The 18,359-nt window shown below is 61.6% G+C and carries 13 protein-coding genes; 8 read left to right on the forward strand and 5 right to left on the reverse strand.

Annotated features, from left to right (window positions below; genetic code table 11):
* Positions 1-56 precede the first annotated feature (56 nt).
* Entirely contained in the window at positions 57-803 is a 747-nt protein-coding gene (gene tpiA, locus V8J82_RS15845) for a triose-phosphate isomerase (RefSeq protein ID WP_339976421.1), read from the forward strand.
* 69 nt (positions 804-872) lie between these two features.
* On the opposite strand, the gene V8J82_RS15850 is transcribed toward tpiA, so the two are convergent.
* Positions 873-2,144, reverse strand: a complete 1,272-nt coding sequence (locus V8J82_RS15850; RefSeq protein ID WP_339976423.1) for a PPC domain-containing protein — start codon at positions 2,142-2,144, stop codon at positions 873-875.
* A 183-nt stretch (positions 2,145-2,327) separates the two neighbouring features.
* On the opposite strand from V8J82_RS15850, the gene V8J82_RS15855 reads away from it, so the two are divergent.
* Both V8J82_RS15855 and V8J82_RS15860 read left to right on the forward strand, forming a co-directional pair.
* Positions 2,328-4,190 carry a sensor histidine kinase gene (locus tag V8J82_RS15855; RefSeq protein WP_339976425.1) on the forward strand — a complete coding sequence of 621 codons (1,863 nt, stop codon included), beginning with the start codon at positions 2,328-2,330 and terminating at the stop codon, positions 4,188-4,190.
* Complete coding sequence (locus tag V8J82_RS15860; RefSeq protein ID WP_339976427.1) at positions 4,187-5,530, forward strand: sigma-54-dependent transcriptional regulator; 1,344 nt, start codon at positions 4,187-4,189, stop codon at positions 5,528-5,530. The genes V8J82_RS15855 and V8J82_RS15860 overlap by 4 nt, the downstream gene beginning before the upstream one ends.
* Before the next feature lie 37 nt (positions 5,531-5,567).
* Here V8J82_RS15860 and V8J82_RS15865 read toward each other — a convergent pair whose 3' ends face one another.
* The gene (locus V8J82_RS15865) at positions 5,568-6,545 is read right to left on the reverse strand and encodes an autoinducer binding domain-containing protein (protein ID WP_339976429.1); all 978 of its coding nucleotides are present in this window, start codon (positions 6,543-6,545) and stop codon (positions 5,568-5,570) included.
* 599 nt (positions 6,546-7,144) lie between these two features.
* On the opposite strand from V8J82_RS15865, the gene V8J82_RS15870 reads away from it, so the two are divergent.
* The 4 genes from V8J82_RS15870 (at position 7,145) to V8J82_RS15885 (ending at position 12,458) form a co-directional block, all read left to right on the forward strand.
* Positions 7,145-8,134 carry a TAXI family TRAP transporter solute-binding subunit gene (locus V8J82_RS15870; protein WP_339976431.1) on the forward strand — a complete coding sequence of 330 codons (990 nt, stop codon included), beginning with the start codon at positions 7,145-7,147 and terminating at the stop codon, positions 8,132-8,134.
* A gap of 55 nt (positions 8,135-8,189) precedes the next feature.
* Positions 8,190-8,882: a nitroreductase family protein gene (locus tag V8J82_RS15875; protein ID WP_339976433.1), complete on the forward strand. Its 693-nt coding sequence runs from the start codon at positions 8,190-8,192 to the stop codon at positions 8,880-8,882.
* Between the two features lie 16 nt (positions 8,883-8,898).
* Positions 8,899-11,187: a TRAP transporter permease gene (locus V8J82_RS15880; RefSeq protein WP_339976435.1), complete on the forward strand. Its 2,289-nt coding sequence runs from the start codon at positions 8,899-8,901 to the stop codon at positions 11,185-11,187.
* A gap of 104 nt (positions 11,188-11,291) precedes the next feature.
* The gene (locus V8J82_RS15885; protein ID WP_339976662.1) at positions 11,292-12,458 is read left to right on the forward strand and encodes a cytochrome P450; all 1,167 of its coding nucleotides are present in this window, start codon (positions 11,292-11,294) and stop codon (positions 12,456-12,458) included.
* Here the strand turns inward: V8J82_RS15885 and V8J82_RS15890 are convergent.
* The gene (locus tag V8J82_RS15890) at positions 12,455-13,144 is read right to left on the reverse strand and encodes a GIN domain-containing protein (protein WP_339976437.1); all 690 of its coding nucleotides are present in this window, start codon (positions 13,142-13,144) and stop codon (positions 12,455-12,457) included. The genes V8J82_RS15885 and V8J82_RS15890 overlap by 4 nt on opposite strands.
* A gap of 393 nt (positions 13,145-13,537) precedes the next feature.
* Between V8J82_RS15890 and V8J82_RS15895 the strand changes: the two genes are divergently transcribed.
* Positions 13,538-14,266 (forward strand): VPLPA-CTERM sorting domain-containing protein, encoded by a 729-nt coding sequence (locus tag V8J82_RS15895; RefSeq protein WP_339976439.1) that lies wholly within the window; start codon positions 13,538-13,540, stop codon positions 14,264-14,266.
* A gap of 24 nt (positions 14,267-14,290) precedes the next feature.
* On the opposite strand, the gene uvrA is transcribed toward V8J82_RS15895, so the two are convergent.
* Entirely contained in the window at positions 14,291-17,161 is a 2,871-nt protein-coding gene (uvrA, locus tag V8J82_RS15900) for an excinuclease ABC subunit UvrA (RefSeq protein WP_339976442.1), read from the reverse strand.
* 73 nt (positions 17,162-17,234) lie between these two features.
* Positions 17,235-18,341 (reverse strand): MFS transporter, encoded by a 1,107-nt coding sequence (locus V8J82_RS15905; protein ID WP_339976444.1) that lies wholly within the window; start codon positions 18,339-18,341, stop codon positions 17,235-17,237.
* Between the last annotated feature and the right edge of the window lie 18 nt (positions 18,342-18,359).

Below are 18,359 nucleotides of genomic sequence, written 5' to 3' on the forward strand. Positions count from 1 at the left end.
TTGACCCGACCGGGCCCGCCTGCCACCACATGCGCATATGAATGACGGAGGGGCCCATGGCACGCAAAATCGCGGCTGGCAACTGGAAGATGAACGGAACCGAGGCTGCATTGGCGGAGGTCGAGGCGCTGGCCGGCATGATCGGCACGCCCGATTGCGAGGTGCTGCTGTGCCCGCCTGCGACGTTGATCGACCGCATGGTTGCGCGGGCTGAGGGCAGTGTCGTGGCCGTCGGCGCCCAAGCGTGCCATCCGGCCACCAGCGGCGCCCATACCGGCGATATCGCTGCAGATATGCTGGCCGATGCGGGGGCGACGCAGGTCATTCTTGGCCATTCCGAGCGGCGCGCCGACCATGGCGAAACCGACGCCGATGTAGCAGCCCAAGCCGCGGCGGCTCTGACCGCTGGATTGACCGCCATCATTTGCGTTGGTGAGACGGAGGCTGAACGCGATGCCGAGGTGACGCTGAATTTGGTCGCAAGCCAATTGGCGGGCTCCATCCCCGAAGGCGCCGATCCTGCCCGCCTGGTGGTCGCCTATGAGCCGGTTTGGGCGATTGGCACGGGACGCACCCCGACGCTGGACCAGATCGCGGAGGTCCATACTCATATCCGCGCAGAGCTGACCCAGCGGCTTGGCGCTGCGGCAATTGACATACCATTGTTATATGGCGGGTCCGTGAAACCGGGCAACGCGGCAGAGATCTTTGCGGTCAATGATGTGGATGGCGCCTTGGTCGGCGGGGCCTCTCTTAAGGCCGCGGATTTCGCCGGGATCGTTACCGCGCTGTCGGCGGCCTGAGCCCGCTTGCAACTCTCAAAAAAGCCGCCCGCCACATCGGTGACGGGCGGCTTTGTCCATTGATGAAGATCAGTTCTGCGCGGGAACGAACCGTTCGGTCGCGATACGGATGATCCCATTGTAACCGTCGGAATATTGCCGCACGGCCAGCAGATACCGGCCCGGATTGACTCGCGCCACAATCTGACTGTTAAGCGATCCATTCGCGTCATCGTTAAACGCAATCTCCTGGCCCAGATCATTGAACAGGATGATCAGCGGGTCGCTATCGGTGACTTCAACGGCATCAATCACAACCGCGCCGCCCTGCTGTATCTCGAAGGCGAACCAGGTCGCATTCGTGCCGGAAATCTGGCTGTCACGCACGGTGCGCGGCGGTAGGACACCCATATCGATGATCGGGTAAGACCCATCCATCGGCGGGGCCGCATCGCCCGTGGCATACAATTCCTGCAGCGCCGCATTGGCGTCGTAGCCCAGGACCGACACTGTCACCGGCAGATCGGGATTGCTGAGGGCGCGCATGCCGATGCAATAGGTGCCCGCCTGCAGGGGCGTGGTGAAATCGATACGGCTGTTGAGCGACTCGTAGTCGTCGTTTTCCGCCAGAAGGTTCCCGGCCTCATCAAACAGATAGATATACGGATCCGCGTTTGGGTTTTCCGCGCGGATCGACACGGGCTGCGGGCTATCCAAGACAAAGCGGTAATAGGGCGCACCGGTGATCGTGTTGACCTGCGACACGCCGCTTTCGGCCAGTAACCCGTCAATGCCACCCTCGCCCAAGGAAATCGCCGGGGTCTCGGAGGTACAGGGGTCGATACCGACAAAGAACGGGTCACCACCGCCGCCAAAGAATCCACCCGACAATCCAGCGGTGATCGCCTCATGCTCCAGCAAACCGACGCGCACATCGGTGGTCAGCGCGCCACCGGCAAATCCACGGGTGGCCAGGCAATAATCGCCCGGCTCCAATTGTGTCTCGGCGCGCGAGGCAAAAGACCCGCCGGAATCGTCGTCGGACACGACCAATGCGCCATCCGCATCATAAAGCTCAATCACGCTATCTCCGCCGGGCAGAGGCTGCGCCTCCAGGCGCACATCGGTGGGTTCGCTCACGCGGAAAAACGCGACGGTGTTGCCGTTGTTGGGCACCGGCAATCCGGTCAAGGTCAACGGGCCATCTGCCACAGAAATGTCGGATGTCTCCGGCGCTCCACCGATCCACTGGCCGACATCTCCGATTCCGCCACAGGACAGGGCTTGGTCCTGGGCCGATGCGGCCCCGGACCCAAGTCCAACCAATGCGGTCGTGGCCAATGCAGATAGAACAATTCTCATATGCAATCCTCCAAAACGGGCCCTAAGCGCCCTGTCGCGCCGTCGCTCCGTGCGCGCATCTATGCATGACACAGGGCCGCATGCCAGTGAACCACACCAGAAAATCTGCGGGGAATATCGGCGGATTCTCCGCTTGCTCGCGGATCTGGCCAGCGTAGCCAGGCCCTGCCATACTACGGCGCGATGTCAGAGACGGCGATCAACTTCAAAGAAATCCCGGCAGCCGGGACCGCACCGCGCCCCAATCGGCCGCGCCGGGCGATTTGGGCGGTTGCGCTGACCGTCTGCCTGGCGCTGGCCGCGATCCTGGTCGCATCGCCACGGGTCGAGCGGATGTATCTGCGCCAGGCCGCATTGGATGACACCGCGACACTTCATCTGGCCACCCAGGTCCTGCGCGGCGCCCTGGAACGGACCGAGGCCTTGCCGACCCTGATCGCGCAGCGCCCGATCCTGCGCCAGGTTTTATCGGACCCCGACAATTCCGGGCTGCTGCCTTACACCAACGAGCTTCTGCGCCAGACTGCACTATCGCTGGAAGTATCGGATATTTACGTGATGGATATCGACGGGCGCACGATCGCGGCGTCGAACTACCGCAGCGACCGGTCCTTCATCGGCCAGACCTTTGACTACCGCCCCTATTTCCGCGACGCGGTCGATACCGGCATGGGCCGTTTCCATGCCCTTGGCACGACCTCGCGCCAGCGGGGCTATTTCTTTGCCGCGCCCGTCGTCGCGCAAACCGAGATCATCGGGGTGGTGGCGGTCAAACTGCGCGTGGATGTGTTCGAGCGCACATGGGAGGAGAGCGCATCCACCATCATGGTGACCGACACCAACAATGTCGTGTTCCTGTCGGATCGGATCGATTGGCATTTTCGCACCGTTGCGCCACCGCCGATTGGCACGTTGGACCAGATCATCGCAACCCGCCAATATCCCCATGGCCTATTGGCGCCGCTTAGCATTACAACGCGGCCCCTGGATGAAGAGGCTGGGATCGAGCGGATCCGGGTGGACGGGGACGAAGATATGCTGCGCCAAACCGGCCTGATCGCGGCACCCGGATGGCGTGTTTCGGTCCTGACCCCTACGGCACCGGCACTGCAACGCGCGTGGAGCGCGATGACCATGGTCGCCTTGGTGATCATCGTGTTGGGCCTTGTCGCCGCCGCCTTGCTGGGCCGTCGGGCGCGGTTGATCGACCGGTTGGCGGCCGAACGCAATCTGGCGACCCTGCTGGAAGCCCGCGTGGCCGAGCGTACCCGCGAGTTGAAGACCGAGGTCGAAGAGCGCCGTGCCACTGAAGATCGCCTGCGCGCCACCCAAAAGGAACTTGTGCAGGCCGGCAAACTAGCCGCCCTGGGCCAGATGTCGGCGGCCCTCAGCCATGAATTCAACCAACCGCTCGCCGCTGTGAAGAACTATGCTGAAAACGCGGGCACCTTCCTGGATCGTGGCAAAACCGAGGATGTGCGTGGGAATATTGCCCGCATCTCGACCCTCGCTGATCGGATGGCGGCGATCTCAAAACATCTGCGCAATTTCGCCCGGCGGCCGCAGGATAAGACCGGGCCGGTGGCGTTGCGCCCTGTGATTCAGGATGCGTTGGAGCTGATGGCCACGCGCCTGCGCGGGGCGGAGGTCGTCTATACACCACCCGAGGGCGAATTGTGGGTGCGTGGCGGGCGTGTGCGGCTCCAACAGGTGGTGGTCAATCTGCTGGGCAATGCACTGGACGCCATGGCCGACCATCCCGCCCCACGGATCGAGATCGATGTGACAGGCGACGCGACGCCGCAGATTTCGGTGCGCGATGTCGGCCCCGGCCTGACTGAAGAGGCCCTGGCGCAAGCCTTCGATCCGTTTTTCACCACCAAAGATCCCGGCCAAGGCCTGGGGCTTGGCCTGTCGATCTCCTATAACATCATCCGGGATTTCGGCGGTCGGCTTTCGGCGGAAAACCATCCCGATGGCGGCGCACTTTTCCGGGTTAGTCTGGAACCCGCCACCCAGCAAAGCGCGGAGCTGGCCGCCGAATGAAAGACGCGCCGGTTCTGTTTGTGGATGATGAGCCAGAACTGCGCCATGCCGGGGCGCAGACCCTTATGCTGGCCGATCTGGCCCCCGTCCCCTGCACCAGTGCCGCTGAAGCGCTGGACCATATCAGCGACACGTTTCCAGGCATTCTGGTGACCGATATCCGCATGCCCGGCATGGATGGCGCTGAATTGATGGAGGCCGCCCTGGCCCGTGACCCCGACCTGCCAGTGATCTTGGTGACGGGCCACGGCGATGTGGAACTGGCGGTCAGCTTCATGCAACGCGGCGCCTACGATTTCATCGAAAAGCCCTACGATCCAGCCCGGCTGGTCGCCACGATCCGCCGCGCGCTGGACAAACGGGTGCTGACCATGGAGTTACGCGCGCTGCGCTCGGAAACAGCAGCCACGGATCCGATCACCAGCCGTCTCAACGGGCGGTCCAACGTCATGGCGCAATTGCGGGCGCAGATGCGGGCGGTGGCAGATACCGACACGGACGTGCTGATCGAAGGCGCCACGGGCACCGGCAAAGAGGTTGCCGCGCGCGCGATTCACACCGCCTCCCCACGCGCTGACCGGCCCTTCGTGGCGGTCAATTGCGCCGCCCTGCCCGAGGCTTTGTTTGAAAGTGAGCTGTTCGGCCATGCCCCCGGCGCGTTTCCCGGCGCGACGCGTGAGCGCTATGGCAAGTTCGAACACGCGCGCGGCGGCACGCTGTTTCTGGACCAGATCGACAGCCTACCGTTGGCTGTGCAGGGCAAGCTGCTGACCGCCTTGCAGGATCGAGCGATCACCCCGCTCGGCTCAAATGAGCCCCTCACACTGGATCTGCGGGTCATCGCAGCGTCGAAACGCGGGCTGGAGGCGGCGGTGGCCGACGGTACGTTTCGCGATGATCTGCTCTACCGGCTCAACGTCATTACCCTGCGCATGCCCGCATTGTCCGAGCGGCGCGAGGATATCCCGGGGCTTTACCAGATCCTGCTATCCCAGGCCTCGGCCCGGCATGGGCGCCCGGTGCCACCGATGCGGCCCGAGACCCTTGCCGATTTGGCCGCGCGGGATTGGCCCGGCAATGTCCGCGAATTGCGCAACACCGCCGAACGCGCTGTGCTGGGGCTTGACGGCGCGGCCGTTCAGGCCAGCGCCGGACGGCTCGCCGATCAGATGGCGGCCCATGAACGCAGCCTGATCGCCGCCGCCCTCGCCGCCCATGGTGGATCGATCAATGCGACGTTCGATGCGTTGGGGATTAGCCGCAAGACGCTCTACGAAAAAATGAAGCACTACGATTTGCGCCGCGAGGATTTCCGCAACAGCCAGCCAACCAAACGCTGAGCCATAGCACAGCAGCGGGCCAAAACGTCAGCCCCAATCAGCCAATCTTTGTCCGCGGAACAACTGCTGAAGACGTGCTCTGCGGCTGAGTTAACTTGGCATCTGAAACAAGATCCCAGCCAGTCACCTGGGGCCGTGTGCGAATGATCTCTTCCGGATGCACGATCGCATGGTCGAGATACCCTTGGCGCGTCGCGATAAGGATCGCCTGAAAAATTGATGTGACGCCAAGCTTGCGCATCACCTGGTTCTGGATCGTCTGGGCTGAGCCATAGCGCGCACTCTTGGCCAGGGCGCTTGACGGATCCGCACTCTTTGCAACCAACCTCAAGAAGTGGATTTCATCCGCCGTGAGGGAGGCCTGTTCATGGGTCCCCAAGCGAGAAAAATACACCAGAGCATCGCACACGGCCTGGGTCAGTACGTGCAAATCATCACGATACTTGCGAAACTGGCGACGCACATAATCGGGTTGCCGCACCGTGTTCAACACCATGGCCGCCACCAGACCGGACGAATATCCGACCTTGAAGATCACCCCATTGCAGCCGATCAGATGCGCCTCGGCACATTTCAAGTAGCGCATCGGCTCATCGCAATTTGGGTCTTTCGGCATAATCTCGTCAATGAACAATTCGTGCTCACGCGCCAGGATGCCGTTGATCAGCGGATCGTCTTCATTGAGGTTCAGGGCGTGGTAATCATCCCACCATGCATCGGGCAGGGTCGAAATCACGCGCCGTGACAGGCAGGTCTCGCCCTCTTTCAGCACCACAAGCGTTGCGCCATCAAACCCAAATTCAGGTGGGATCGTCGCAAAGGCAGCCGCCAACTGATCGATCGTGTCGGTGTCTTCGATCTGTGCTATCAAACGGTCGGTTGCACGATTGCGTAGAAGGATGGCCCCTTCGCTCGCCAGCCTTGCTCTGGCCTCGCGCAATTCCTCAATCTTCGATGGATTGAATTCGCCGCCCTCGGAGATCAGGTCGTCGAGAAGATCCACAAACCAATTCATACACGGCTCCCAACGGATGACATTCTTGTTGTTTGCAACCCTGAGGGTCTGCCTCTGATGTGAGTAGTGAGCGTCGGTTACTTAAGTTTTGGTAAATCTCGTCCCTAGTTTTGTAAAAATTTTAGATATTATCGTCTTGCCTAAGACTTTCGCAGATCCGACGCGGTCTTGCGACGGTTGGTTGGGTGGCATCGAATGGGTTTGCACGTGTTTTGCGACGCGGTCGCAATCTGTGCGCTTCATGGCTTTGGCCAACGGCGGCGGGCACGCACCGGGGCCGGGCTACGACCTCGGCTGGGTCAGATTCCGCGCATGAGTGGTGGGGCTCACGCCGCTCACTGGCACGTGAAAAGCGGTGTCACGGGACAGCTCTGTGCCTCAAAAAATCCGAACGACCGGCACGCGTTCACCGAAATGTGCATAAATTGACCCACTCCAAATGCAGAAATGGGTTAGTTTCCACCCAAAACCCTGCGCAAATTACAATCGTTAGCGCAATCAGCGGCGAGTGGCGGTTGTTGAAGCCCGCACCAAACCGCATCAACCGCGATAAGCGCGTCGGTGGGGAGCCGACTGCGTGTCAACCAAGGGAGATTTCTATGACCTTCACCAGACTGGGCGCGCTGACGCTCACCACTGCACTTGTGGCAAGCGCGGCATTTGCCCAAGATCAGGACCGCACCGGCTGGCCTGAGAGCTTCACGGTTGCCACGGCCTCGCAAGGCGGCACCTATTTCGCCTATGGCTCAGGCTGGGCGAACCTGGTGGCCGAAGAGCTGGGCATTTCCGGCGGCGGCGAAGTTTCGGGCGGCCCAGGCCAGAACATGGCGCTGGTCCATACCGGCGAAGTTCAGTTCGGCATGACCACGATGGGCCCCGCCGACGAGGCACTGAATGGCCTAAGCCCGATCGCACCCGGTCTGCAGATGACCAATGCCTGCGCGATGTTCCCTATGTACCAGACGCCCTTCTCGATCACCGCATTGTCGTCGTCGGGCATCACCTCGGTGTCCGAGATCCCGGCAGGCGCGCGGATCGGTTTTGGTCCCGCAGGCTCGACCTCCGACACCTATTTCCCGCGTATGCTGGAAACGCTCGGCGTCGAATTCGAGCGGCGCAATGGCGGCTGGAACGATCTGGGCGGGCAGTTGCAGGACGGCCTTCTGGACGTGATCGCCTTTGCAGCCGGTGTTCCGGTTCCCGCGGTCAGCCAGCTTGAAGTGCAGACCGACGTTAATATCATCGAGTTCACCGATGAGGAAAAGGCCACGATCCTGGAGGCCTTCCCGGTCTCGTCCTTCGACATCAGCGCCGACACCTACACAACGCTGGAAGAAGACGCGACATCGGTCTCGATGTGGAACTTCGCGATCGCCAATTGCGAGCTGCCCGAAAACTTCGTTTACGAAGTGGTCGACATTATCATGTCCGACAATGAGCGGATGATGAACATCCACCGCGCGGCCCGCTCAACCGTGCCCGAAAACTGGGTCCAGAACGAAGTTCTGTCCTGGCATCCCGGTGCCGCGCGCTGGTTCCAGGAAAACGCCGATGCCGATATCCCGGCTGAGATGATCTTCGGCGGATAATCCAACGGTTTGGGCGGGCCGCTTCGCAGGCCCGCCCATTCTAAAGGATAACACCATGTTTAGCCGCACCCATATGGCCTACGAGGCCGTGCCCCTGTCCGACAGGGCCGCCCTGACCGATGCTGAAGCACTGGCCGCGGCCCAAGCCGCCTATGATGAAGTGCGCACGCGTCATTCGATCCGTGACTTCAGCGACCGGACTGTGCCCGCCGAAATCATCGAAGCCTGCGTGAAATCCGCGGGCACAGCACCCTCGGGCGCCAATCACCAGCCTTGGCATTTCGTGGCCATCTCCAACCCCGCGCTCAAGGCTCAGATCCGTGCCGAGGCCGAGGCGGAAGAGCAGAAATTCTACGCGGGCGGCGCCAGCGACGAATGGATCAAGGCGCTGGAGCCCATCGGGACAAATGCCGACAAACCGCATCTGACCACAGCGCCTTGGCTGATTGTGATCTTCGCGCAGCGCTGGGGCGAATTCGACGACGGCACCCGGTTCAAGAATTACTACGTGCCCGAAAGCGTCGGCATCGCGACTGGCTTTTTGATTTGGGCGCTGCACCGCGCGGGCCTGTCCGTGCTGACCCACACGCCCAACCCGATGAAATTCCTCAACGGGGCGCTGGATCGCCCCGCCTCGGAAAAACCGACGATGATCCTGGCCGTCGGCCATCCCGCTGACGGCGCCACCGTGCCAGCCGTGGCCAAGATCAAGAAACCGCTCGCCGAGATCCTGACGATCCGCGATTGACCTTAGGGAACCCCACATGTCCGATCCCACCTCTCACCCTGCCGATGACGACCAAACCGACGGCCCCGTGATCGCAGAAGGCGTCGATGACGAGCCCGTTGAAACCAACCGGCGCATGTTCGACGGCGCAGGATATCTGTTGGTGGCTGCCGCATCGACACTCTATGCCGCGTTTCACATGGCCGCGCTGAACGGGCTGTCTATTTCGGCGATAACGGGGATCGATATCGGGTTCTTACCGCAATTCCCCTTGGAGACCTGGAATTTCCGCATCGTCCACATCGCGGGCGCATTGGCTTTGGGATTTGTTCTTTTCTCGGCCCACACCTTTGGCCAGGATCCAAAGACCGACCGCTCCACAAATCTGTTCAGCATCATCGCCGCGATCTTTGCCCTGCCCGCACTCTATGCAGGCTACACGGCGCTGAGCTTCATCGCCCTGGTCAATTCGGGCGAGTTGCCGGAACTGGGCGGTGTGGTGACCTGGGCCGCCTTCCCGGGGACGGAAATCTATGACACCGAAATCTATCGCTTCGGCATCCCTCTGCTGATCGCCACCTTCGGCGCCATCGCGCTTGGCTGGGTCGAACGCCGCCGCCGCGGCAGCTTCGGTATCTCAGATATCGTCCTGGCGCTCTGCGCCATCGTCGTCGCGCTCTATCTGATCCCGATCTATTCCACCGCCGCGCGCAATCAGATCGGCACGCCTTTCGTGCCCATCGGGGTCGCCTTCGCCGCTACAGCAGGTGCGGCCATGATCCTCGAACTGACGCGACGCGTCGCGGGCCTGGCGCTGGTGGTCATCACCGGAGTGTTCCTGGCCTACACGTTCACCGCCCATATGATGCCCGGCATCCTGGCCGTCGAAACCGCCTATTCCTGGCAGCGCTTCTTTGGCCATGTCTATTCCGATGCAGGCATCCTGGGCCCGACCACCGCGGTCTCTTCGACCTATATCATCCTCTTCATCATCTTCGCGGCCTTCCTACAGGCCTCGAAGGTCGGCGATTACTTCGTGAACTTCGCCTTCGCCGCCGCAGGTCGCGCGCGGGGCGGCCCCGCCAAGGTGGCGATCTTCGCCTCCGGCCTGATGGGCATGATCAACGGCACATCAGCGGGCAATGTGGTCGCCACAGGCTCGCTGACCATCCCGCTGATGAAAAAGGTCGGCTACCAGAAAAAGACCGCGGGCGCCGTTGAAGCCGCAGCCTCGACCGGGGGGCAGATCATGCCACCGATCATGGGTGCGGGCGCCTTCATCATGGCCGAGATCACCGGCATCCCCTACCAGGAAATCGCCATCGCCGCGATCATCCCTGCGATCCTCTATTTCGCATCGATCTACTTCATGGTCGATTTCGAAGCGGCGAAAATGGGTATGCGCGGCATGCGCGAGGATGAACTTCCCAAGTTCCGCGACATGGCGCGCCGCGTCTTCCTGTTCCTGCCGATTATCATCCTGATCGTCGCCCTCTTCATGGGTTACTCCGTGATCCGTGCGGGCACGTTGGCCACCGCCGCCGCCGCCGTGGTCTCATGGCTGACACCCTATCGGATGGGTCCGGTCTCGATCATCAAAGCCTTTGAGCTCGCGGGCGTCATGTCGATCCAGATCATCGCAGTCTGCGCCTGCGCAGGGATCATCGTCGGCGTGATTAGCCTGACAGGCGTCGGCGCTCGGTTCTCCGCGGTTCTTCTTGACCTAGCGGGCGTTAGCCAACTCCTGGCCTTGTTCTTCGCCATGTGCATCGCAATCCTGCTGGGCATGGGCATGCCCACGACCGCAGCCTATGCGGTGGCCGCCTCGGTTGTCGCACCGGGCCTGATCCAATTGGGCATCCCGACCCTGACGGCACATTTCTTTGTCTTCTACTTCGCCGTGGTCTCGGCCATAACGCCGCCCGTGGCCCTGGCCAGCTACGCCGCCGCCGGGATATCCGGCGCGAACCCGATGGAAACTTCGGTCGCGTCGTTCAAAATCGGCATCGCCGCTTTCATCGTACCGTTCATGTTCTTCTACAACTCTGCCCTGCTCTTCGACGGCACCGCGCTCGAGATCACGCGCGCGCTCGCCACGGCCTGCGTCGGGGTCTTCCTACTGACGTCGGGGGTGCAAGGCTGGTTTATGGGCGCGCGCGCGGTCTGGTTCCTGCGTCTCGGCCTGATCCTCGCCGCTTTGTGCATGATCGAGGGCGGCTGGATCACGGATATGATCGGCATCGGCATCGCAGCTGCAATCTTCTTCATCCAGCGCGTCGTCCAACCCGCGCCCGGCGCCTCCATCCCGGTACGCGGCGCCGATTGACGCCTGCCTGAAAAAAGCCCAACACCATGAACAGGCGTGCCCCCAAAGCGCGCCTGTTTTCCATTGGCTCCAAATACCCCCGCCGGAGGCATGCAACCTTGGCCATCCCACGCCTGACCCAATCTCCAACAGAGCCAGGTTTCGTCCAGAACCCCTACCCGTTCTACGACCGCGCCCGTGCCGCCGGGCCCCTCGTGTTCTGGGCGGATTACGACCTTCCTATCGCCACCACCCATGCCACCTGCAACGCGATCCTGCGCGACCGGCGCTTTGGGCGCGAGCCTGTCGAGGCATTACCGATCCCAGATCACCTCAAACCGTTCTATGCCGTCGAAACCCATTCGATGCTGGAACTGGAACCGCCCCGCCATACGCGCCTGCGCAGCCTGGTCCTGCGCGCCTTCACCTCACGCCGGATCAAGGCGCTCGCGCCCGAAATCACGCAGCTGACCCATGATCTGATCGACGCCTTCCCAGACGGCGCCCACGATCTGCTGGATACGTTCTGCCGCGCGCTGCCGGTGACCATCATCGCCCGTCTGCTGGGCGTGCCCGAAGTGATGGCGCCGGACTTGCTCAAATGGTCCAATGCGATGGTCATGATGTATCAGGCGGGCCGTAGCCGCGCCGACGAAGACGCCGCGGTAGAGGCGACCGAGGATTTCGTCGCCTTCATGCGCGGCTATGTTGACGAAAAACGTAAAACTTCGCGCGATGACCTGATTTCAAGCCTGATCGCCGCAGAAGAAGACGGTGAAAAGCTTTCCACCGATGAGTTGATCACCACATGCATCTTGCTGCTGAATGCCGGGCATGAGGCGACCGTTCATTCGATGGGGAACGGCCTGAAACTCTGTCTGGAAGACGGCCACCGGCCCGGAGCGGACCCCGCCCCCTTCGTCGAGGAAATCCTGCGGATCGACCCGCCGCTGCACCTGTTCACCCGCTACGCCTATGAGCAAATCGAGATGAAGGGCCACAGCTTTCAACGCGGCGATCAAGTGGGCGTGCTGCTGGCCGCTGCCGGCCGCGATCCGGAGGCCTATCCCGACCCCGGCGCCTTTCAGCCCGGCCGCAGCGGCCCCGCCAATCTGGCCTTCGGGGCCGGGCTGCATTTCTGCGTTGGCGCCCCGCTCGCCCGGTTGGAATTACAAATCGCCCTGCCAATCCTATTCGAGCGTCGCCCCGACCTGATCTTGGCCGAGCCAGCGCTCTACGCAGATATCTATCATTTCCATGGGCTTGAGCGGCTGATGGTGCGTAACAGCTAGCGTCGGCGCACCGATCCACCTGAACGTTCGGATGCGTTGACCGATGCGCCGCCATGGATGTCGATGCTCGCCCCGCTTCGGGCTTGCGCCGTGACCGCGCCCGTCGCCATCACCTCGACGCTGGACCCGCTCCGGGCCTCGATCTCGGCCCGGTCACATGTCAGACCCGCCGCCTCGACACTGGACCCACCGGTGGCTTCGATGCTGAGAGCCGCACAGCTACCCGCCAAAGTTGTGGCCGACCCCGAGGCGACCTGCACGGACAAAGCGTCACTTGTCAGCGCCGCAACCGCAAGATCCGCGCCGGAGCGCACCGCAATCGCCTCCAACCCGATGGCATCCCCCGTCACGGCAGCGCTGCTGCCCGACCGCAACTCAAGCGCTTCAAGTCGTGGAAGCGACACCGTCACTCGAAACCGGTCCTCTCGCGTGCCACTGAACAGATCTACGGACATCTGTCGGCCAAGCTCCAGCCGATCACCGACCCGGTCGACCTCAAGCCGGTCCAAATCCCCGCTCAGGGCTTCGGCCTCAACCCGGAATGCACCGCCAACCTCCACCCGGACATCCAGGCCACTGCTTGCATCGATGCGCGAGAAATCTGTGATGTCATAAATCCTGGTTTCAGCCATAACCATCCCTGCCGTTGCCCCGAGTGCAACGGTTGCTGCGATAAGCGCTTTCATAATCTGATCCTCTGATGCTGCGTCGCGAGCTGACGCGCTCCACACATATGTGAATCGGATTTACATTGCAATATTGCAGGCTATCAAATCCAAATCAGAGCCTAAACGCACCAATAGATCCGCGTCTCTGACAATCGCTCTGCTGAGCCCACGCGTGGCTCGATCCGCTGGCATAATTGGGATCGATCGGATTGCGTTGCAGCACTCAACACCATGCCATCGGCGGGAACAAGCCGACGTTTCTGGAACGTAAGGGATGCCTGACTTGGCCCGAAACGCCCATCCCCTCAGCATATGCGCATGATCATTTTAGATCGTTGGCCGGTCCGGCAGCGCGCCGGGTCTGGTTTTTCTTTCGGTCGATTTCCGACCATTATTTTTTTGGAGACTTTTATGCTTAGACCTTTTTTTATCGGGGCCATCCTGGCCCTGTCTGCCCCAGCCTCTGCAGCGACATTTGCGAATTTCGACGCCTTGGTCGGTGTCACGCTGCAAGCGACGCCTGCCCAGGAATTATACGAAGAAGGGGGATACCTGCCCGGCTCCGAGACGATCATCACCTCGGGCGACTTTACCCTGATCACCGGCGATGACGGTAATCCCGGCGTTTGCTGCAATGGTGGCTTCGTTCCCGACACCAATCCCAATTACATGGGCGAGATCGGGTTATCGGCCGAAGGCGCAGTCAACTCAGCGGGCTCCGTCTTTGCCGAAGGCGAGCGTCGCGCGGTCTGGACCTTTTCCAATCGCGGCGCGTCGACCGAGTCGATCTCGCTGACCTTCGACATCGCCATGTCGATCACGCAGGCCATCGATCCGATGGTGGGCGGCACCGCCGCATCGGGCGCCTATATCAACATCTTCCGCGATGGATCCTCGATCTATAGCGAGGCACTGGATGGGTTCGAAGACGAGTTTGCCGTTGGCACCGCGATTAACGAACCCTTCGTCTACAATTTCGATCTGCCCGCCTCGGGTGACACGGAAACGCAATTCACCTTCTTTGTGGGAGGCTATGTCGACGTGTCCAATGAGGTTGCTCCGGTGCCATTGCCCGCTGGCGCTGTCCTGCTGCTGAGCGGTTTGGGCGCCCTGGGCGTCCACCGCCGGATGCGTCGCTAAGTAGAATACCGCGCGGCGGAGTGATCACTCCGCCGCGTGTTTGCGCGCCTTCAACATGGGCGCCAAGTAACGGCCCGTATGGCTTTCGGCGACCTCGGCCACCTGTTCCGGTGTGCCCTTCGCCACGATCTGCCCACCCCCATCGCCGCCTTCGGGGCCGATATCGATCAGATGGTCAGCGGTTTTGATCACGTCCAGATTGTGCTCGATCACCACAACCGAATTGCCCTGATCTACCAATTCGTGCAGCACTTCGAGCAGTTTGCGCACGTCTTCGAAATGTAGGCCCGTTGTGGGTTCATCCAGGATGTAAAGCGTGCGCCCGGTCGAGCGCTTCGCCAGCTCTTTCGACAATTTCACGCGCTGCGCTTCGCCGCCAGATAGCGTCGTGGCTTGCTGACCCACCTTGATATAGCCCAGGCCCACCCGCATCAGCGCATCCATCTTTTCGCGGATGCTCGGCACCGCCTGGAAAAATGTCTGGGCATCTTCAACCGTCATATCAAGAACGTCGGCTATGCTTTTGCCTTTGAACTGAATTTCCAGCGTCTCGCGGTTGTAGCGCGCGCCTTTGCAGGTTTCGCATTGCACATAGACATCAGGCAGGAAGTGCATCTCGATCTTGATGACGCCATCGCCCTGGCAGGCCTCACACCGGCCGCCTTTCACGTTGAAGCTGAACCGACCGGGCTTGTACCCACGCGCCTTCGATTCCGGCAGGCCCGCGAACCAATCCCGGATCGGGGTAAAGGCGCCGGTATAGGTGGCGGGGTTCGACCGCGGCGTGCGCCCAATGGGGCGCTGGTCGATATCGATCACCTTATCGAGGTGCTCCAACCCCTTGATCGTCTCGCAGGGCGCAGGCGTCTGCCGCGCCCCGTTCAACTTCATAGAAGCGGTCTTGAACAAGGTTTCGATGGTCAGAGTCGATTTCCCGCCCCCAGACACACCCGTCACGCACACAAACTTGCCCAAAGGGAAGTCGGCGGTGACGTTTTGCAGGTTATTGCCGGTGGCTTTGACCACGCTCACCTTCTTCTTGTTACCTTTGCGACGGGTTGCGGGCACGGCAATCTCGCGTCGCCCGGCCAGGTAATCGCCGGTCACCGATTGCTCCGTCGCCATGATCTGGTCCGGCGTGCCCTGGGCCACGATCTCGCCGCCATGGACACCCGCGCCAGGGCCGATATCGAAGACGTAATCGGCCTCGCGGATCGCCTCTTCATCATGTTCGACGACGATCACGGTATTGCCCTGATCCCGCAGATTTTTCAGCGTGGTCAGCAGGCGGTCATTGTCGCGTTGGTGCAGGCCGATCGAGGGCTCATCCAGCACATAAAGCACTCCGGTCAGGCCGCTGCCGATCTGCGACGCGAGCCGGATCCGCTGCGATTCCCCACCCGACAGCGTACCCGCGTTCCGGCTGAGTGTCAGATATTGCAGGCCTACATTGTTCAAAAAGCCGAGCCGTTCGCGGATTTCCTTCAAGATCGCGCGGGCAATCTCGTTGCGCTGCAAGGTCAGCGCCTCAGGCACGGTGTCTATCCACTCCAATGCCTCGGCGATGGACATCTGCACCACCTGCCCCACATGCAGCAGCCTGTCGCCCCGACCAATCTTCACGGCCAGTGCCTCGGGCCGCAGGCGGTAGCCGCCGCAATCGCCGCAAGGCCGGTTGTTCTGAAACCGCTCGAATTCTTCACGGATCCATGCGCTATCCGTCTCGCGATACCGGCGCTCCATATTCGGGATGACACCTTCGAAGGTCCGCTCCACCTGATAGACGCGCCCGCCCTCATCATAGCGGAATTTGATTTCCTCCTCACCCGACCCGCGCAGGAAAATCTGCTGGATTTTCTTGTCCAGATCTTTCCAAGCGGTTTTGGCATCAAATCCATAATGCCGGGCAATGGCTTCGATGGTCTGCACGAAATAGGGGGACTTCCCCTTGCGCCAGGGGGCAATCGCGCCGTCTTCCAAAGACAACGCCGCGTCAGGCACCATCAGCCGTTCGTCGAAGAACAGCTCCACGCCAAGCCCGTCACAGGACGGACATGCCCCAAAGGGGGCGTTGAACGAAAACAGGCGCGGCTCGATTTCCGGGATCGTGAACCCGCTTTCCGGGCAGGCAAAGTTCTCGGAGAAGGTGAAGCGCTCAGGATCGCCTTCTTTTGGTGCGGTTTCCAGGATAGCGATGCCATCGGCCAGATCCAACGCCGTGCGGAAACTGTCGGCCAGCCGCGTCTCGGTGCCCTCGCGCACCACGATGCGGTCAACCACCACGTCGATATCGTGGCGGAACTTCTTGTCCAATGTCGGCGGGTTATCCAAATCGTGGAATTCCCCATCCACCTTCACCCGTTGGAAACCCTGCTTGCGCAATTCCAGGAATTCCTTGCGGTATTCCCCTTTGCGGTCGCGAACGATCGGGGCCAGCAGATAGGCGCGTGTGCCCTCCTCCATTGCCATGACGCGGTCCACCATATCCTGCACCTGCTGCGCCTCAATCGGCAGACCGGTGGCCGGGGAATAGGGCGTACCGACACGCGCGAACAACAGGCGCAGATAGTCGTAAATCTCGGTAACAGTGCCGACAGTCGAGCGCGGGTTTTTCGACGTTGTCTTCTGCTCGATGGAAATCGCAGGCGACAGCCCCGCAATATGATCCACATCGGGTTTTTCCATCATATCAAGGAATTGCCGCGCATAGGCGCTGAGCGATTCCACATAACGCCGCTGCCCTTCGGCATAGATCGTGTCGAAGGCCAGGCTCGACTTGCCCGATCCCGACAGGCCAGTGACCACCACCAACTGATCACGCGGAATATCCAGATCGATATTCTTCAGGTTGTGCTCGCGTGCGCCGCGCACTTCGATCTGCTTTAGCTCTGGCATAGAGGCCCCCGTTAACCGTCCAACGAAACATAGGCGAGTGGCTGTGAGTCTCCAACCGAAAATGAAGAACGTTTCAAGAACGTGCCGCTTTGTAGGCCAGGCCGGTGACACAGGCTGCCACCAAACACACGCCAATCGCCACCGGCAGATAGGCTGCGGGCGCCAGTGCCGCATAAATGGGCGTTCCAGCGAAGGTGCCGATATTGCCCAGCTGCGCCAGCGCGCCGTTCGACAAGGCTCGGTCCTCGTCGCTGCCGTTCAGCCAAGGGACGGCGGCAAATCCCCCGCCCGCAACAATGCCGCTGAAGCCCATCGCCACGATGAGCATATAGGGCGCCGCGCCGCCCGCGACGATTGTGGCACCAAACAGAACGCCCAGGCCCAGAAAGCCGGTCCAGACGAGCGTCCCCGGCGAGACCCATCGCGCCAGAGCGCCCGCAGCGAACGAACCGCAGATGCTGACCACCGGCAGGATCGGCGCCAGCCAGGGCGCCATCAGGGCCGCAGGCATGAACGTGACCAAGGCGAGGAATTGGCTGGCATAGATGCCATGGCCCAGGCCGGGCGCGAACAGGCGCGGCGTGCGATAGATCGTGATGTGATCGGACAGGCGCGGCAGCCGGCGCCGCGCCATCACCACACCCGGGGGCAACATTCGCCACAGCAGCAGAAATATAAGCAGAGACAGTAACCCATGCGCTGCATAAGCCATGCTTATACTGTCCCCGGCAAACAACGCGGTAAGCGAAAAGCTGACGCCGAAGAACGTTGCCCATAATCCCATGACCAAAGCCCGATCCTTGGGCGCCGCCACGCCTGCCATCAGGGTTGGCGTGGCCACCACCAGCAACAGGTGGCCCGCGCCCTCGATGACGCGCAGGGCCATGAAGACCGGAAACGGCGGCAGCAACGCCTCTAACAGGCTGACCGTGGCCGAGGCCGCCAGTGCCCATAGGATCGCCCGGCGCGGCCCGATACTGGCGGTCACGCCGCCCGCCATCACACCAAAGAGCAGCCCGACCACCGCTACGCCCGACACCGCAAAGGCCACGTTCCAGCCCGGATAGGTCTCGGCCAACCCGTCCAAGGTCAGCGAAATCTTGGTGAATTGCGCACCGGCCAAAAGGCCAGCCGCATAAAGGGCCGCAATCAGCGGCCAGGGCGTCCGGTCGGAAGTCATAAAAATGTCCTGAATACA

Origin of the sequence: Gymnodinialimonas mytili, from assembly GCF_037544085.1 — a bacterium.
GTDB lineage: Bacteria > Pseudomonadota > Alphaproteobacteria > Rhodobacterales > Rhodobacteraceae > Gymnodinialimonas > Gymnodinialimonas mytili.

Excerpts from the sequence above, each read along its gene's own strand:
- tpiA (WP_339976421.1), top strand. The coding sequence starts at position 57 with ATGGCACGCAAAATCGCGGCTGGCAACTGGAAGATGAACGGAACCGAG.
- V8J82_RS15850 (WP_339976423.1), bottom strand. The coding sequence starts at position 2,144 with ATGAGAATTGTTCTATCTGCATTGGCCACGACCGCATTGGTTGGACTT.
- V8J82_RS15855 (WP_339976425.1), top strand. The coding sequence starts at position 2,328 with ATGTCAGAGACGGCGATCAACTTCAAAGAAATCCCGGCAGCCGGGACC.
- V8J82_RS15860 (WP_339976427.1), top strand. The coding sequence starts at position 4,187 with ATGAAAGACGCGCCGGTTCTGTTTGTGGATGATGAGCCAGAACTGCGC.
- V8J82_RS15865 (WP_339976429.1), bottom strand. The coding sequence starts at position 6,545 with ATGAATTGGTTTGTGGATCTTCTCGACGACCTGATCTCCGAGGGCGGC.
- V8J82_RS15870 (WP_339976431.1), top strand. The coding sequence starts at position 7,145 with ATGACCTTCACCAGACTGGGCGCGCTGACGCTCACCACTGCACTTGTG.
- V8J82_RS15875 (WP_339976433.1), top strand. The coding sequence starts at position 8,190 with ATGTTTAGCCGCACCCATATGGCCTACGAGGCCGTGCCCCTGTCCGAC.
- V8J82_RS15880 (WP_339976435.1), top strand. The coding sequence starts at position 8,899 with ATGTCCGATCCCACCTCTCACCCTGCCGATGACGACCAAACCGACGGC.
- V8J82_RS15890 (WP_339976437.1), bottom strand. The coding sequence starts at position 13,144 with ATGAAAGCGCTTATCGCAGCAACCGTTGCACTCGGGGCAACGGCAGGG.
- V8J82_RS15895 (WP_339976439.1), top strand. The coding sequence starts at position 13,538 with ATGCTTAGACCTTTTTTTATCGGGGCCATCCTGGCCCTGTCTGCCCCA.
- uvrA (WP_339976442.1), bottom strand. The coding sequence starts at position 17,161 with ATGCCAGAGCTAAAGCAGATCGAAGTGCGCGGCGCACGCGAGCACAAC.
- V8J82_RS15905 (WP_339976444.1), bottom strand. The coding sequence starts at position 18,341 with ATGACTTCCGACCGGACGCCCTGGCCGCTGATTGCGGCCCTTTATGCG.